The sequence below is a fragment of the Pseudomonas sp. CCNWLW23 genome (assembly GCF_037095675.1).
In the GTDB taxonomy this organism is placed as follows: Bacteria; Pseudomonadota; Gammaproteobacteria; order Pseudomonadales; family Pseudomonadaceae; genus Aquipseudomonas; species Aquipseudomonas atacamensis.
Window position 1 is genome coordinate 483,853 of sequence record NZ_JBAWKM010000001.1, and the last position, 15,290, is coordinate 499,142.

Here is a 15,290-nt window from a genome sequence, read left to right on the forward strand (position 1 = left end):
TTGACCGGAATGTCCGGCAAAGCTCATATTACGTACATAATTTTTATCGCGACTAATCTTGGCTATCCCCATAGAGCAATCTGGAGCAAGCGCATGAGCAACTATGACGTGGTAATTCTGGGCGGTGGCCCCGGCGGTTATAACGCAGCGATCCGCGCCGGCCAGCTCGGGCTCAAGGCCGCTTGCGTCGAAGGACGTGCAACCCTCGGCGGCACCTGTCTGAACGTCGGTTGCATGCCGTCCAAAGCCTTGCTGCACGCGTCGGAGCTGTACGCCGCTGCGGTGGGCACGGAGTTCGCCAATCTCGGCATCGAGGTCGAACCGAAGCTGAACCTTGCGCAGATGATGAAGCAGAAGGACGAAAGCGTCGCCGGCCTGACCAAGGGCATCGAATTTCTGTTTCGCAAGAACAAGGTCGACTGGATCAAGGGTTGGGGCCATATCGACGGCCCGGGCAAAGTGACGGTGACCGACACCCAAGGCAACAAGAGCGAACTCAGCGCCAAGGACATCATTATTGCCACTGGTTCTGAGCCCACTCCCCTGCCTGGCGTCGAGATCGACAACCAGCGCATCCTCGATTCCACCGGCGCGCTGTCGTTGAGTGAGGTGCCCAAACATCTGGTAGTGATTGGTGCCGGGGTGATCGGCCTGGAGCTGGGTTCGGTATGGCGCCGACTCGGCGCGCAGGTCACCGTGGTCGAATACCTTGATCGCATCTGCCCCGGCGTCGATGGCGAGGCCGGCAAGACCTTGCAGCGCGCGCTGAGCAAGCAAGGCATCGCCTTCAAACTGAGCTCGAAGGTCACCAGTGCCACCAGCTCCGCCACAGGCGTGCAGCTTAGCGTCGAGCCTGCCGCCGGTGGCACGGCTGAGCTGATCGAAGCCGACTATGTGTTGGTAGCCATCGGGCGCCGCCCGTACACCCAAGGCTTGGGGCTGGAGAACGTCGGCCTGAGTACCGACAAACGCGGCATGCTCGCCAACAAGCAACATCGCACCGAAGCCGCCGGGGTCTGGGTGATCGGCGACGTCACGTCCGGCCCGATGCTCGCGCACAAGGCTGAAGACGAAGCCATGGCCTGCGTCGAGCAGATCCACGGCAAGGCTGGCGAGGTCAATTACGCGCTGATCCCCAACGTCATCTACACCCAACCGGAGCTGGCCAGCGTCGGCCAGACCGAAGAACAGCTCAAGGCCGAGGGCCGTGCCTACAAGGTCGGCAAGTTTCCTTTCACCGCCAACAGCCGGGCGAAGATCAATCACGAAACAGAAGGCTTTGCCAAAGTCCTCGCCGACGAGCGCACGGACGAAGTGCTTGGCGTGCATCTGGTCGGGCCGAGCGTGAGCGAGATGATCGGCGAATTCTGTGTGGCGATGGAGTTCAGCGCCTCGGCCGAGGACATTGCCCTGACCTGCCATCCGCACCCGACGCGTTCGGAAGCGTTGCGTCAGGCAGCGATGAATGTCGAGGGGATGGCGACGCAGATGTAGGTTCCAAACCTTGCCGCCGTCTTCGCGAGCAGGCTCGCTCCCACTTTGGAATGCGTTCCCCCTGTGGGAGCGAGCCTGCTCGCGAATGGCGCCACCCGGTCTACAGCGGCAGATGGCCTAACGGCAACGCCCCCGGCGCTTTCACCGTGTGAATGGCAAAGTTGCTGCGAATATCGCTCACCCCCGGCAGTTTCAGCAGGTGCGCGCTGACAAAGCGGTCATAAGCGCGCAAGTCAGGCACCACTACCTGCAACAAAAAGTCCGATTCGCCGGACACCAGAAACGCTGAGACCACCTCAGGCAACGCAGTGACGGCCGCATAAAAAGCCTCGGCGCGTTCTTCGTTGTGCCGCTCGACCTTGACCCCGACAAACACCGTCAGCCCCAGCCCGACTTCATCGCGATCCAGATTGGCCTGGTAGCCTCGGATCACCCCCGCCTCTTCCAGCATGCGTACCCGGCGCAGGCACGGTGAGGCCGACAGGCCGATTTCTTCCGCCAGCTCGACATTGCTCAAACGCCCGTTGCGTTGCAGCGCGGCGAGAATCTTGCGGTCATAGGCGTCGAGTTTCATCTTTGGCAGATCCCGATAGTCTGACGGTTGAAAACCAGCAGGTTATGCCAAAGCTGCGAACAATTGAAGCCGACTACGCAAGCACCTGCCCTGCCCTCTCGCTCTAGACTGGCGCGAGCAGATCAACAACGAAAGGGGGTGTGATGTGGCAAGTCTGTGGCTGTATATTTTGACGCTGGCTGTGGTTCTGCTACTGCCGGGACCGGACATGATCCTGCTGTTGCAAACCGGTGCGCGGCAAGGTCGAGGTGCGGCGCTGGCCACCGCGCTGGGCCTGGCCATCGCCCGCGGCTGCCACGTGGCACTGGCGGCATTGGGGCTGGCGGCGCTGTTCAAAACGGCGCCGTGGACGTTTGACGTGGTGCGCATCGCCGGCGCGGCCTATCTGATGTGGATCGGCATCCAGTGTTTTCGCAGCTCGCTGGTGCCGAGCCTGCAAGCCCAAGAGCAGGTACCTGCCCACGGCCAGTGGCGCGGTGCGATCCGTCGCGGTTTGCTGACCAACCTGCTTAATCCCAAGGCGCTGCTGTTCTGCTCAGTGCTGTTGCCACAGTTTATCGTCAGCGACGGCGCGCCGGTGCTGACACAGTTCGCCGTGCTCGGCCTGGTGCTGGTCAGCGTCGGCCTGCTGTTCGACAGTGTTGTCGCCATGACCGGCGCGGCACTGGGCCGTTGGCTGCAACACAGTCCAACCGCCCAGCGCGCTCAGCAATGGCTGTTCGGCAGTCTGTTGATTGGCTTCGCCGTACGCCTGAGCTTCATTCAACAGGCCTAGCCTTTGCGCACCTTGCGCTGACGACGGGTGATAAGCAGTAACGCAGCAACAGCGACCAGGATGATCGCGCCGATCTGCACCGGCCACTTGTACGGTCGCAGCGTTTCACGCACGGCATCGGTCACCTGGGTGACGTAGCGCTTGTCGGCATTCTCAAAATCCGGGTAGGGGCATTGATTGCCGAAGTCTTGCGCCCACGGCACATAAGGGCCTTCCTTGACGTAGCGCTGATACAGCGCACTCTGGTCTTCAAGGCTGCTGTTCCAGCCGGCGGCATTGCACAACACCGCAGCAAACGCCTGACTGGTGTGCGGCAGGTTATCGGCGGCGCGACTGGCCAGTGCCGTGGCGACAAAACGATAGTGATAACGCTGATCCGGTTGCGCGGCGCTGGCCTGCTGGCGCTGCACTTCCGCCGCTGAAATCAGCGGGCCGACATCCAGCTTCGTGCTCTCCAGCGTGTAATTGCCGCCGAAGGTGGCGTAATCAGGCGCCATCTCATAACCGAGGATGTCCATGCCCCACTCCCGGGCCGTCCATGCGGCGTTGTACAACGCACTGGCGCGTTTGCTCGGCCACCACGCCGACTCGGCCTTGAGCCGTTGCTCGCCATAGAGCCGGGCCTTGTGCTGCAGATCGTCACTGGCGAAATAACCGACCGCTTCCTCGTATCGCCCCTCACGCAGCAAGCGTCGACCGAGCAGATTGCGCAGATTGGCGGCCACCGACAGCGGCACATAGTTGTCGCGCTCCTGCTGCGTCAATGGCGGCGGCGCCGGCACATTCTCATCGACGTACTGCTTGAGCTCATCGACCGTCAGCACCCGCTCGGCAACGGTGGCGGCATCGAACCAGTAAAGGCTGTTGCTGCGATACAGCTGCACGAACGCTTGCAGGTATTCGCCGCGTTGCAGCGCCAGGATCGCGCTTTCGCCCTCGACCCGGCATTTTGGCTGCACCGTTTCAAACGCCCAGTCCGGCGTGCGGCGATAACCCCAGTCTTCATTCTGCGGAAAGGCCTGGGCGGCTTTGGCGTAGGCGGCGGCAGCGGCAGTCGTGTCGCCGTCACGCACTGCCAGTTTTGCCCGCAGCCACCAGGCCAGTCCGCCGTCCTCGGCGTTTACCAGAAAGGCCTTGGCAGACGCGTAGTCGCCCTGTTGATAACTCATCGCCGCCAGTCGATCGGCATTGTCGAGGCTGCCACGGGTGCTGTTTTGCAGGAGTGTGACGAGTTTCTTTTCATTCGCCGGCTGCTCACCGAAAGACCAGCCCTGACGGCTGACCAGCGACGCCGTGACCAGTTGCTGCACTGCTGGCTGCTGGAGCAGTTTGGCCAGTTGAGATTCCGGCAATTCGGCCAGTTCGTTCATCAGTTGCTTGAGCGAGGTGTAACCGACGGACGAACCGTGCAGGTTCTGTGCTTCGTACAGTTCGATGGCGCCGCTCCAGTCGCCCGCGCTGCGCAACGCCCGCGCCTCTTCACCAAGGCTGGCAACGCCCAGTTCCAGCGGATCGCTGAAGCCGTCGATGCTCAGTTGCCGTGCCTGGCGAAAGGCATCGCGCGCCTGTTCCAGCGCTTCGATGCGATCGTGTGCCGCGTTGCTCATGGCAAAGGCGATGCGCCCGAGGGAATACGCCGCCCACGTGCTGCGCAACGGACGCTGGTCTGCCGGCAGCGCCAGCACCTTGTTGAAATACTCCGTGGCCAATTGATGGTCGCCAGTGGCAAAGGCCACCGCGCCGGCGACGTACAAGCGGATTTCCACCGGCAGACTGGCGCCCTGTTCCTCGGCCTGACGTGCATCGCTGAGCCCGCGCAGGCGCTTGACCACAGCGTATTGCTCGACGCTCAGGCCCACCTGCTCAGCCTGTTCGCGCGCCAGTTCTGACGCGTTGTCTTCGGCATAATCGTTGGGGTTGTGGGTCGCCGCTGTGACATTTTTCAGCCCGGCAATGGTTTTACCGAGGCGACTGACTTCGAAGCTGAAACTGCCTTCGGGCAGATCGGCGAGGGTCTGCGCGCGGTTGTCGAGCAGGCGCATCGGGAAGTCCGGGCCGCAGGCCAGCGCCGACCCCAGCGGCAGGCTGAGGCTCAGGCAAAGCAGATGGCGGGGCCAGTTACGGGTCAACATGCGAACCTCCTTGATCAATATGTGCACAACGCGCCCAACCGACAGCGCGCTGTCCGCCCGCCGGCAAGCGGCCGTCACGCAGGCGGGTGAAGGTAAGCAGATTGGCACTTTGTTGCAACGAGTAACCGGTGAGCGCATCGGCGCCTGCACAATCCCGCGCCTTTAGGGTGATTTGCGCGGGCCACGGGCTGTCGAGATTGCCGCGGTTATCGAGCTGGATGTCATACAAACCGCCCTGCTCTTTGAATGACAGGCGCAACTAACTGTTCAGCACATCTCCGCGAGCCACCGCGCGTAAAGTAGCCAGGCTCCAGGCGCGACGATCGTTGGCCAGCGGCAGGCGAAACCAGATCAAACCGGTCAAATGCTCAGGCGGATCCTCGCGCAAAGTCTTGGCCAATTGGCTGAGTTGCTGCGGATCGGCGAGCAACTCCCGGCGCTGCCCGCCGCGCTCCAGTTGCACTTCGCTTTCCACTACCGGCGCGCCACCGTCATCGCTCAACAGCGCAACGCCGTAGGCCGGCAGCGCCAGATAGAACGGTTTGTCGCTGACATGTGCCCAGGCCTTGGCCCACTTCAACGCCTGCCTGGCGTCGAAAAGACCCAGTCGCGGATCGCTCACGGCGTGGACTTGCAGCACGCTGCTGTCGACGCTTCGCAACAGCGCCGGCAACTGCGCGCTATCGAGCCAGGCCGGTAGCGCGGTGATGCTCAAAGGCAACGATGGCGGCAAGACCGCACGCAAGTGTTTGAGGAATTCAGCGTACACGGGCAGCCGTGCATTGCCGGCATCGTGGTCGATTTCGATACCGTTCAGCGTGAGGCCTTGCGCTTGCCAATCGGCAATGACCTGCAGAATCTGCTCGGTGACCTGCTGCTGGTCCAGCGACTGCAACTGGCCATCGAGGCGAATCACTGCGATCAGAGCGCGACCATCAGCTTTCAACAACGCCGGATCAACCCGCGCCCTGCTCCACCGCTCGCCGGGAAAGGCCTGCAACGCCAGCACGCGCAGGGTGGAGAAATCATGGCGACTGTCGCGCAATGCCGGCTCATGCGCAGGTGTCCATTGGCGTTGCCAGACGTAGAGCTGCTGGTCGAGGGCCGGCGCGACGTGTTGCTCGCAACCTGCCAGCAAGACGCTAAAGATCAGACCCGCAATAGACCGCATACCTTGAAAATCCCTGAAGCCACAGGGCTGCAAGGTTACACAAAACAAGGCGTAGCGAGTCGATCAGACTGCGGCTTCAGAACACGCAGTTGGTGTGCTGGACGTACCAAGACGTTGCACCAGCGCGGCACCGCGGTTGCGCATAGGCATTTCGATGAAGCGGTAATTCAATTCGCTGAGCAGGGCAATCAGACCGAACGCCCAGAGCAAGGTGAACACTGGATGACCGGCCGGACTCGGCAGGCCCGCTTCCTGCAAACGGAAAGTAACTTCACGTACCATGAAATACACGGGAATATGAATCAGGTAGATGCCGTACGACCGACTGCCCACCCATCCCATCAATTGCTGCAAGCGCCCGGCCGATAACAGGTAATCCTGATTGTAAGAGGCGACCCACACCAGCAAGGCACTCAATAAAGCGATGGCGCCAACGCGAAAGTGAGTCGCGGAAAATCCATCGGTGGCCAGGTAACTCATCAGCGTTGCAACGACAATCAGCGCTGAGATTCCGGCCCCGTTGCGACTCAGAAACAGCGGCTGCCAACGCCGGTAATTCGGTTGAGCACTCCACATTGCCAACAGTACGCCGAGGGCCAGCGCGTCGGTTCGAACGACCATCAGCAGCGGCGTTCGCACCGCCAGCAGTTGCACTGCGACCAGCGCCAGCAGCACCCAGACCAAATGTCTGCGGCACAGCAGAATCAGCAACGGAAACAACAGGTAGAACTGTTCTTCCAGGGCCAGACTCCAGTAGACGAAACTGCTGCCATATTCGTAGCGGAAGAACGCATCGGCAAAGCGGAAATTGGCATACTGCAACACTCCTGCGAGCGTCGCCTGCAGATTGGCCTGCAGCGTGCCGAACGCCCCGGAGCGATTGAAAAACATGCACATCAGCAGCACCAGGGCCAGCCACAGCCAGGCCGAAGGCAGCAGGCGAAAAGCGCGGCGTAGCCAGAAATTGCGCGTTTGTTCCCAGTATTGCTGACGGCTGCTGCAATTACGCAGCGCAGGAATCAGGCTGCGGGCAATTACGAAGCCGGAAATGGCGAAAAACAGGTCAACGCCCCACCAGGGTTGTGCCCAAGCATGAATGGCATCGAGCAATGGCACCGGATCGCGGAACAGATTGCCCGCAAGGTGATGGAACAGCACTCCGAGCACGGCAATGGCACGCAGCACTTCGATGTCCATGATGCGTTTACTGCTCATCCGGCATCTCCGCATCCAGCGGTTTACGCGCAATGATCACCTGACTTTTGGGCATGAACTGGTCAAGCACCTGTTTGATCGCAAGTCCGTCGGGCCGGTCGAGCATCTCTTCCCAGGTTCTCGCCCACCCACCCATCAGATGAGGAAAAGGCGCGTGGATCCGATCACGCACCGCACCGTCCGGATCCTTGCCGGCCGCTTTTTCGCTGGCCCAGAAAAAGATCATCCCCATCACCCAGAAAAACCCCGTCGCCTGCCGATGCTCAATGATCAGTCCGGCGTCTTCGACCAGTGCGGCAAAGCGCTCTGGAGTGAAGATCTGCACGTGGTTGGGCGACTGGTAATAACTCTGCGGAGCGATACCTTTTTGCAAGTGCTCGCCAACCGGGGCGGGGACACTGAGCAGGTACAACGCACCGGGACGCCCCATACGCGCCAGTTCGGCCATGAACGCCTCGGGTTCGTCGACGTGCTCCAGCACCTCCATGCACACGACACGGCTGGCGCAGCCGTCGGCCAACGGTAACGGCAAGGTGTTGCTGACCAGTCCCAGATTCGGCCGGGTGCTGCGGTCTTCGACCTGCCGTGCCAGCTCGCGCACTTTGTCGTGTTCACTGTCGGTGAAAATCACCGATGCGCCCTGGCGTACGGCAAACAATGTTGCGGCGCCCTCGCCGCAACCGACGTCGAGCAAGGTGTCGTCAGGCGTAATGGCAAAGCCCTTGAGCAATTCGCCGCTGTCATTGAGAAACCAGCCGTCCAGCACGGCATCACGCAAACCGACATCACGGGGCGACCAGACAAATAAAGGCTCGGGTTCAGCGTCTGGCGTCGGCTCAATCACCGGTTCCGCTATCGGTTCAGCCGCTGGCGGCGGTTGCGAAGATTGCGCTTGGGCAAACAATCGATGAAGCAATCTGCGAATCATGCGCCGATAACCTCCCTCGCCATTTCGGCGCGGGCTTGCAGCAGGCTCGCCAGAAACGCCCGTAATCGCTGCTCGGCCACCGCTTGACTGCAAAACGCCTCGAGACTCACGACAGCCTGTGCCGACATGGTGGCGTAACGCTGGGGATCATTTTGCGCGACGTCGTAACTGGCAGTGTAAGCGGCACAGATCGAAGCCCAGCTCGTTGCGTAGCGCAAGGTTCGATAGGCCGAACGCGGGTCGTGAGGCCAAGCCGTGAATTGCTCGGTTGCCTCGATCAGAAAAGCGTTATCGGCATTCATATAGTCGATCATTGCCGTGGTGCACGGTGCCACCGCCGGCTTGCCGCACGACATGAATTCCATCAGCGGCAGGCACTGGCCTTCGCCGTAGGAAGTGTTGACGACGTAACGGGTCGCCTGCACCAGACGTTCGTAATCCGCGTCTGCCAGATAGCCGTAGATAAGCACGATGCGGCAGCGATAAGGCTGATTCTTGTAAAGGTGATGGAGGATGTCGGTGAGGGCTTCTTCAGCATCGTGATGGGTGAGTTTCAGCACCAGGGTTGCATCAGCGTTTTCCCGCATAGCGGCACAGAAGGCACTGATCATGTCCTCCCAGTTCTTGCGCCCGTCCCGGGGGTTGAACACCGAGGTGTACACCACACCTTCAAGCACCAGCTCTTGCTCGGTGACCGGCGCGAGGAAATCGATTCCACGCCCACGGCGCAACGGCACAGGAGCGAAAGCATCCAAGGCGATCTCGCGAGTGTCGACTACCAGGCCTTTGATTTTCAGCCGTACTGAATCGACGGCTGGCTGCCCCTGCAATTGAACGCCGCGCGCTGCGAACCGATCCCAGACCGGCGCGGGGACGGCGACTATCGGGTACTCGACAGACATCGCTTTGCGCACGGCATCGACCGTGTAACTGGAGTGCGTGATCGCAGCACCGCAGGCGGCAAGTACTGTGCGCCAGTCGTTCAGCGGATCGCCAGCGAATGGCTCATCGGGAATCGTGCTGAACTCCCAGGCAAAGACCGGCAAGGTCGGACACGCCAGATGCACCGGGGTGCGATGCGGTGGCGAGAACGACAGAAATACGCAAGCCTCGCCACGTGACTGGCACTCTGCATACAACGCATCGACTTCGCTGTTCGGGTCCATGACCTCGATCACCCGACCCAGACGTTCTAGCACTGGCCGATACTCCTTGAGCACGAAGTAATAGCTGTACTCCGAGCGCCCAAGGTTGCGGCTGATGGTGTGCTGGTTGGTTTCCGAATGGATGATGATCAGCATGGGGCGCTATCCCTGACCTGGGCAACGTGACCGGGCTGTGGTTCGAGCCCGAAAAAATCCTCGACGCGCTTTTGCAGAACCGCGATCGCACTGAAATGCTCCATGCGCTGCGCGGCAGCCAACGACATTCGCTGATAATCCTGAGGCTGTGTCGTGGCCATCCGGTAACTGTCTTCGTAGGCTTGTTTCAAGGAGCCCCAGTCTGGCCGGTGACGATGCGCACGAAACAGCATGCGCGGGTCATGGGGCCACGTGCACGCCTCAACGCTGGAGTCGACCACGAACGCCACAGACTCGTCGATATAGTCCTGCATCGCCGTGTGGTCGGGGGCGATCACCGGTTTGCCGCAGGCCATGAACTCCATCAGCGGCAGACACAGACCCTCACAATGCGAGGCGTTGACGTAAAAATTCGCCGACTGGTAAAGCCGCGCGTATTGCGCATCGTCCATGTAACCGTGAATCATCACGACCCGACAGGAAAAAGGCGCCAGCTGCGCCAGTGGCGTCATCAAGTGTGCATAGACGGCAGCCAGGTCGCTCTGGGTAAATTTCATCACCAGTGTGGCGTCGGGAGTGTCACGAAAGGCCGCGCAGAAAGCGGTGAGGATCTGTAGCCAGTTCTTGCGCCCGTCCGCGGGGCGAAACACCGACGCGTAGACCACACCGTCAACCTCGGCTTGAACCTGCAATGAGGTGTCCGGCATATCTCGCGGTGGCGGTTGCACTGGCACCGGCAAAAGTTGAGGGCCGGCGATACCGGGCAAATGTCTGGCGAGCCATTCATGCCAGGAATGCCCAAGCAAGTCGTGAATCCCCTCCCAGTACCAATTCTGCAAAAACCTCACCCGTGGCACCACGGGCGTCTGATCATGGCCGGCATTGAGCAGCCAAAGGCGCAGGTAATGCTTTGCGATGACCAAGCGTCGTTTCCACGTCAGCGGTGGTGGTCGCGAAGCCTCCAACTGTGCTTCGATTTCCGCCAGTTCTTCGGCGGTGAGAGGCTTGGGCAGCAGATTATCCGGATGCAGGTTCATCTGGCGGGAATCGAAAATGCACCCTTTGAGCGTCAACGTCGTACCTGTGTTGACCGGTGTGCTGAGGTGCTGCTTGCCGATGGACGCAAGCTCCTCTCCGAGTGGGGCGGGCAATACCAGCACAGGGAAATCCTCTCCCATCGAGCGACGAATCGCTCGGGCGGTATGGCTGGACAGTGTGATCACGCGGCCATGCCTTGCCAACATGCGCGTCCAGTCCTGGCCAGGATCATCGCCCCATTGTTCATCGGGAATCGAGTCGTACTCCCAGGTAACGACGCAAATGGTCGGGCACTGGAGGTCAATCGCGGTTTTTTGTGGTCGGGTGAATGAGAGGAAAACACTCTCTTGGCCGGCGGCGTGTAACTGCCGAAAAAGCGGGTCAACCTCTGCGACAGTACTCACCACATGAACTAGCCCGACAGTTTCGAGCAATGAACGGTAAGCCTTCAATACGAAGTAATAACTCGCGTCGGGATGGCCGAGACTCTCCCTGATGGAGTGTTCGTTGATGTCCGAATAAAGAATGAAGTTCATGGCATTCCACAATGAAACCGCCTTCCCGGCAGCTTCACCCTAGTGACGGCCAAGCGTAGAACCTGATCGATCGCGGTTCTTCGTCTCAAGTCTCGTCTTGTTCTTGTTTTAGTGGTCGGTCTCACCTTTTCGCACAACGAGCCGGAACATCCCTGGCAAGCGTGATGAGGGCCATTCTAAACACATCCATCACGAGTCCGGAAACCGCCCGGCGAGAATAAATCGGACTACGCTGATGAGAACTGACCAGTCACGGTTTGCCCTGTTGAAATTGCCGAGCAATTGGCACAGATTGTAGACAAACAACTACAACAACTGACTTCGCCTGCCTGTCACCTAGCTGTTTCTTCAGCCGGGCAGACCTTTTTACAAAGCCTGTAGAAAAGCGGCGCTAGTCAAAACCAAGGGGTCGATTTTTGAAAAAGCGTCCATTCGTCGCGGATTCCAATGGATTCGTGGATCACCCTGTCTCGTCGCGTCCGACATTTCCGGGCTCCTCGTGGAAGCAGCAATCCGAGGCGTTGTCCAACGACCTCACCGAGCGGTACGACACCACCGATCTTTGGCCGCAGTTAGAAATACATCACAGCCGGCTTTTGCCACAGTGCGGCGTCAGCTGCTTCGATCACTCACACTGGAGGACAGTTTAATGCTTTCAGTGTACAGATCGTTGTACGACTACCGAGGGTTCATCAGTGGCAGCGTACAACGAGAGTTTCAAGCGCGGTACCGCAACTCCCTGTTAGGCGCGCTCTGGCCGATCTTCAATCCTCTGTCGATGATCGTGATTTACACCGTAGTCTTCTCCCACATCATGCACGCTCGCTTGCCTGGCGTGGATGACGGCATGGCCTACAGCATTTATCTGTGCGCCGGACTTCTGGCGTGGGGGCTTTTTTCAGAAATCACACTGCGCAGCCAGAACATGTTTCTGGATAACGCTAACCTGTTGAAGAAGGTCAGCTTCCCAAAAATATGCCTGCCAACGATCGTACTGATCAATGCGGGAATAAATTTCGCAATCATCATCGGGTTGTTTCTTGGCTTTCTACTCATCACCGGACGCTGGCCGGGCGTGGCATTGCTATCGCTAGTGCCGCTGGTTGCTCTGCAAATGATGCTCTGCGCCGGACTTGGCATGGTACTGGGCATACTGAACGTTTTTTTTCGGGATGTCGGCCAGCTGTTCGGTATCTGTCTGCAATTCTGGTTCTGGCTGACACCCATAATTTATCCCATCACCATATTGCCGGAGCCATTGCAGAAGTTGCTCCGATTCAATCCTCTGACCAACCTGATAGGCAGTTACCAGAATCTGTTCGTTTACGGCCAATGGCCGATCTGGAGTTCGCTGCTGCCAACATTCGTGATTGGCGCAGTGTTTTGCACAATGGGCCTGTACCTGTTTCGCAAACAGGTCGGCGCAATGGAGGATGAGCTCTGATGGGACATATTCGTGTTACACGGCTGGGCAAAGCCTATAGACAATATCCCAGTCGCTGGAGCCGTCTGATCGAATGGCTGACGCCTTTTTCACCATTGCGCCACCGCCAGCACTGGGTATTGAAAGACCTCACATTCGAAATCTCTGCGGGCCAAGCTGTGGGTATCGTCGGTGTCAACGGAGCGGGCAAGAGCACGCTGCTCAAGATGATCACGGGCACCAACCGACAGACTTGCGGCACCATCGAGCTTTCGGGACGAGTGGCGGCGCTGCTGGAGCTGGGCATGGGATTCCACCCGGACTTCACCGGTCGGCAAAACGCCGTGATGGCTGGCCAACTGCTCGGTCTGCAGGTCGAAGAAATCAACGCATTGATGCCGGAGATCGAAATATTCGCAGAAATTGGCGAGGCCATTGATCAACCGGTACGCACGTATTCAAGCGGTATGCAGATGCGCCTGGCTTTCAGCGTCGCCACAGCACGCCGCCCCGATATTCTTATCGTCGATGAAGCTCTTTCGGTGGGTGATGCATACTTTCAGCACAAAAGCTTCGAGCGGATCCGCAGTTTTCGCAAGGCCGGCACTACCCTGCTTATAGTCTCTCACGACCGCTCTGCCATTCAAGCGATCTGCGATTCCGCAATTTTGCTCGATGGCGGCCATATGGCGATGCACGACAGACCTGAAGCAGTCATGGATTACTACAACGCCTTGCTAGCCGAACGGGAGGGCCAAAGCGTACGCCAGGAAGTGCTCGACGGCGGCCAGGTTCAGACCGTATCGGGAACAGGTGAAGCCGGCATCCTTGGAGTGCGTTTGCTGGACGAATCCGAACGTTGTATCGAAGTTGCTGAAGTCGGCCAGTCTGTCGTATTGGAAGTAGAGGTTGAAGTCCGTCAGGACATCGAGAGGCTGGTACTTGGGTTCATGATCAAGGATCGACTCGGTCAGCCCATGTACGGTATCAATACCCACCGCCAGAAACAGGCATTGGAAAATCTGCGTGCCGGCGAGCGCGTCATTTACCGCTTCGCGTTTGCAATGGGTCTGGGCAAAGGCAATTACTCCGTCGCCCTCAGCCTGTCGAGGCTGGACTCGCATCTGGACAAGAATTACGAGTGGCGTGATTTGGGCTTGGTGTTTCATGTCATCAACATTCGCCACGAAGACTTTGTCGGATGCTCATGGCTTAACGCTAAGACCACGGTGCGCCGTTATGTCGAAGCCGATTTGCTCGAGCGTATGCCGTGATTCGCTTACTGGTGGAATGCACCCACGTGTTTAAGCATCCGATGGTGAACTCGGGGATCCAGCGTGTGGTGCGAAATGTCATCAAACAATTGCCCGCCAGCGCAAAAGGCGTCGAATGCATACCTGTGGTTGTGCTCAATGGCTATCTGTATCGCGTGCTGCATCTCGCACCGCTCAATTCACCTTTCCTGAACAAACTTGAAAATTTTGGTGAACGGTTGGAGCGCCTGGCTCATCGCTTTTGGCAATGGCATCAACGACGCGACGCAAAATGCACTTCGAAACTGGCGCGACGGCTTTTGTACGTGGGCTACCGACTGACCTCCTTTAGCGCCTTCGGAATATCGCTGCGACTGATTCGACGGGTCAATCGCACTCAACTGCTCAAACGTTGTTTACCGCTGCAACACCAGCCGGGCGATCAATTGTTGTTGCTGGACTCCTCCTGGCACTCGGACTTTTTCGCTCAAGTAGAAAGGTTCAAGAGCGACGGTGTTGGCGTAATTGCCGTGATCTACGACCTTATCCCGCTGACTCATCCGCATTTTTACGAAAGCCGTCTGGTCGGGGTTTTCGGCGAATGGTTCGAGTGGATCACACGCACTGCCGATGGCTACATGGCGATTTCCGCCACAGTGCGCGATCAGTTGCGTGAAGAGTTGAAGTTCCGTATCGGCGCTGAAAAGACCGCCAAATGCTGGTTCGATTTCTTTCATCTTGGCTCAGAACTAGATCTCCATGACACAGAAGGAACAATCGAGCCGCACCTGATGCAACTATTCGTGACCAGCGATCCAGTGTTTCTGATGGTCAGCACCATTGAGCCGCGCAAAAATCACGCGTATCTGCTCGACGCTTTCGAACGCGCCTGGGCCGCAGGCTCCACTGCGCATCTGTGCATCGCAGGAAAGATCGGCTGGAAGTGCGATGCATTGCTGACCCGGGTAAGCAACCATTCAGAACTGAACCAACGACTGTTCATGTTCAACGACCTCAGCGACACTAGCCTTGAATATGCATACGCTCATGCCAGTGCACTGGTTTTTCCATCGTTCGTCGAAGGCTTCGGTTTACCATTGGTGGAAGCCATGCAGCGAGGCTTGCCGGCAATGGGGAGCGATATAGCAGTGTTTCGTGAAATCGGCGGAGATTTTATGGCGTACTTTGACTTGCAGGACCCGCAAAGTCTCGCCAATCTGATTTGCTGCTTCCAGCGCAGCGGGCAATTTCCAGCTGTCCGCGACGTTGTCGATTGGCAATGGATTAGCTGGCGTGAAGCCAGCCTGCAACTAGTCGAACGCAGCGTACACCATTTGTTGGAAGTGCCTGAGGCGCTTCCCATGCAGTACGCATCTTGCCCTTGACGCAACGGTTCAACAGCGACTGCGCACCGGGATGCGCCATTCACCCCATTCCTGCAGATTTTGCT

Annotated in this window: 11 protein-coding genes and 1 pseudogene; 5 read left to right on the top strand and 7 right to left on the bottom strand. The window is 58.8% G+C overall.

What is annotated here, in order from left to right; translation table 11 throughout:
• Positions 1-93: 93 nt before the first annotated feature.
• Positions 94-1,494: a dihydrolipoyl dehydrogenase gene (lpdA, locus tag V8J63_RS02215; protein ID WP_336463496.1), complete on the top strand. Its 1,401-nt coding sequence runs from the start codon at positions 94-96 to the stop codon at positions 1,492-1,494.
• Positions 1,495-1,594: 100 nt separating this feature from the next.
• Here lpdA and V8J63_RS02220 read toward each other — a convergent pair whose 3' ends face one another.
• Positions 1,595-2,068, bottom strand: coding sequence for an Lrp/AsnC family transcriptional regulator (locus tag V8J63_RS02220; RefSeq protein ID WP_024014870.1), 474 nt, complete (start codon positions 2,066-2,068; stop codon positions 1,595-1,597).
• Between the two features lie 145 nt (positions 2,069-2,213).
• On the opposite strand from V8J63_RS02220, the gene V8J63_RS02225 reads away from it, so the two are divergent.
• Positions 2,214-2,843, top strand: coding sequence for a LysE family translocator (locus V8J63_RS02225; protein WP_130888846.1), 630 nt, complete (start codon positions 2,214-2,216; stop codon positions 2,841-2,843).
• Here the strand turns inward: V8J63_RS02225 and V8J63_RS02230 are convergent.
• From V8J63_RS02230 to V8J63_RS02255, 6 genes and pseudogenes are all read right to left on the bottom strand, one after another.
• The gene (locus tag V8J63_RS02230; protein ID WP_130888847.1) at positions 2,840-4,975 is read right to left on the bottom strand and encodes a hypothetical protein; all 2,136 of its coding nucleotides are present in this window, start codon (positions 4,973-4,975) and stop codon (positions 2,840-2,842) included. The two genes, V8J63_RS02225 and V8J63_RS02230, sit on opposite strands and share 4 nt — an antisense overlap.
• Positions 4,962-6,146: pseudogene (locus V8J63_RS02235) on the bottom strand (DUF3142 domain-containing protein). Before V8J63_RS02235 ends, V8J63_RS02230 begins: the two are co-directional and overlap by 14 nt.
• 63 nt (positions 6,147-6,209) lie before the next feature.
• Positions 6,210-7,361 carry an acyltransferase family protein gene (locus V8J63_RS02240; RefSeq protein ID WP_130888849.1) on the bottom strand — a complete coding sequence of 384 codons (1,152 nt, stop codon included), beginning with the start codon at positions 7,359-7,361 and terminating at the stop codon, positions 6,210-6,212.
• A complete protein-coding gene (locus V8J63_RS02245) occupies positions 7,351-8,289 on the bottom strand; it encodes a class I SAM-dependent methyltransferase (protein ID WP_130888850.1) in 939 nt (312 codons plus the stop codon). Before V8J63_RS02245 ends, V8J63_RS02240 begins: the two co-directional genes overlap by 11 nt.
• A complete protein-coding gene (locus tag V8J63_RS02250; protein WP_130888851.1) occupies positions 8,286-9,590 on the bottom strand; it encodes a glycosyltransferase in 1,305 nt (434 codons plus the stop codon). The genes V8J63_RS02245 and V8J63_RS02250 overlap by 4 nt, the downstream gene beginning before the upstream one ends.
• The gene (locus V8J63_RS02255) at positions 9,584-11,164 is read right to left on the bottom strand and encodes a glycosyltransferase (RefSeq protein WP_130888852.1); all 1,581 of its coding nucleotides are present in this window, start codon (positions 11,162-11,164) and stop codon (positions 9,584-9,586) included. The genes V8J63_RS02250 and V8J63_RS02255 overlap by 7 nt, the downstream gene beginning before the upstream one ends.
• 649 nt (positions 11,165-11,813) lie before the next feature.
• On the opposite strand from V8J63_RS02255, the gene V8J63_RS02260 reads away from it, so the two are divergent.
• The 3 genes from V8J63_RS02260 to V8J63_RS02270 are packed head-to-tail and all read left to right on the top strand — an operon-like array spanning position 11,814 to position 15,225.
• Positions 11,814-12,608 (top strand): ABC transporter permease, encoded by a 795-nt coding sequence (locus V8J63_RS02260; RefSeq protein ID WP_130888853.1) that lies wholly within the window; start codon positions 11,814-11,816, stop codon positions 12,606-12,608.
• The gene (locus V8J63_RS02265) at positions 12,608-13,861 is read left to right on the top strand and encodes an ABC transporter ATP-binding protein (protein WP_122705446.1); all 1,254 of its coding nucleotides are present in this window, start codon (positions 12,608-12,610) and stop codon (positions 13,859-13,861) included. The genes V8J63_RS02260 and V8J63_RS02265 overlap by 1 nt, the downstream gene beginning before the upstream one ends.
• On the top strand, positions 13,858-15,225 hold the full coding sequence (locus V8J63_RS02270) for a glycosyltransferase family 4 protein (RefSeq protein ID WP_122705445.1): 1,368 nt from the start codon (positions 13,858-13,860) through the stop codon (positions 15,223-15,225). The genes V8J63_RS02265 and V8J63_RS02270 overlap by 4 nt, the downstream gene beginning before the upstream one ends.
• The last annotated feature ends 65 nt before the right edge of the window (positions 15,226-15,290 follow it).

Excerpts from the sequence above, each read along its gene's own strand:
- lpdA (WP_336463496.1), top strand. The coding sequence starts at position 94 with ATGAGCAACTATGACGTGGTAATTCTGGGCGGTGGCCCCGGCGGTTAT.
- V8J63_RS02220 (WP_024014870.1), bottom strand. The coding sequence starts at position 2,068 with ATGAAACTCGACGCCTATGACCGCAAGATTCTCGCCGCGCTGCAACGC.
- V8J63_RS02230 (WP_130888847.1), bottom strand. The coding sequence starts at position 4,975 with ATGTTGACCCGTAACTGGCCCCGCCATCTGCTTTGCCTGAGCCTCAGC.
- V8J63_RS02240 (WP_130888849.1), bottom strand. The coding sequence starts at position 7,361 with ATGAGCAGTAAACGCATCATGGACATCGAAGTGCTGCGTGCCATTGCC.
- V8J63_RS02245 (WP_130888850.1), bottom strand. The coding sequence starts at position 8,289 with ATGATTCGCAGATTGCTTCATCGATTGTTTGCCCAAGCGCAATCTTCG.
- V8J63_RS02250 (WP_130888851.1), bottom strand. The coding sequence starts at position 9,590 with ATGCTGATCATCATCCATTCGGAAACCAACCAGCACACCATCAGCCGC.
- V8J63_RS02255 (WP_130888852.1), bottom strand. The coding sequence starts at position 11,164 with ATGAACTTCATTCTTTATTCGGACATCAACGAACACTCCATCAGGGAG.
- V8J63_RS02260 (WP_130888853.1), top strand. The coding sequence starts at position 11,814 with ATGCTTTCAGTGTACAGATCGTTGTACGACTACCGAGGGTTCATCAGT.
- V8J63_RS02265 (WP_122705446.1), top strand. The coding sequence starts at position 12,608 with ATGGGACATATTCGTGTTACACGGCTGGGCAAAGCCTATAGACAATAT.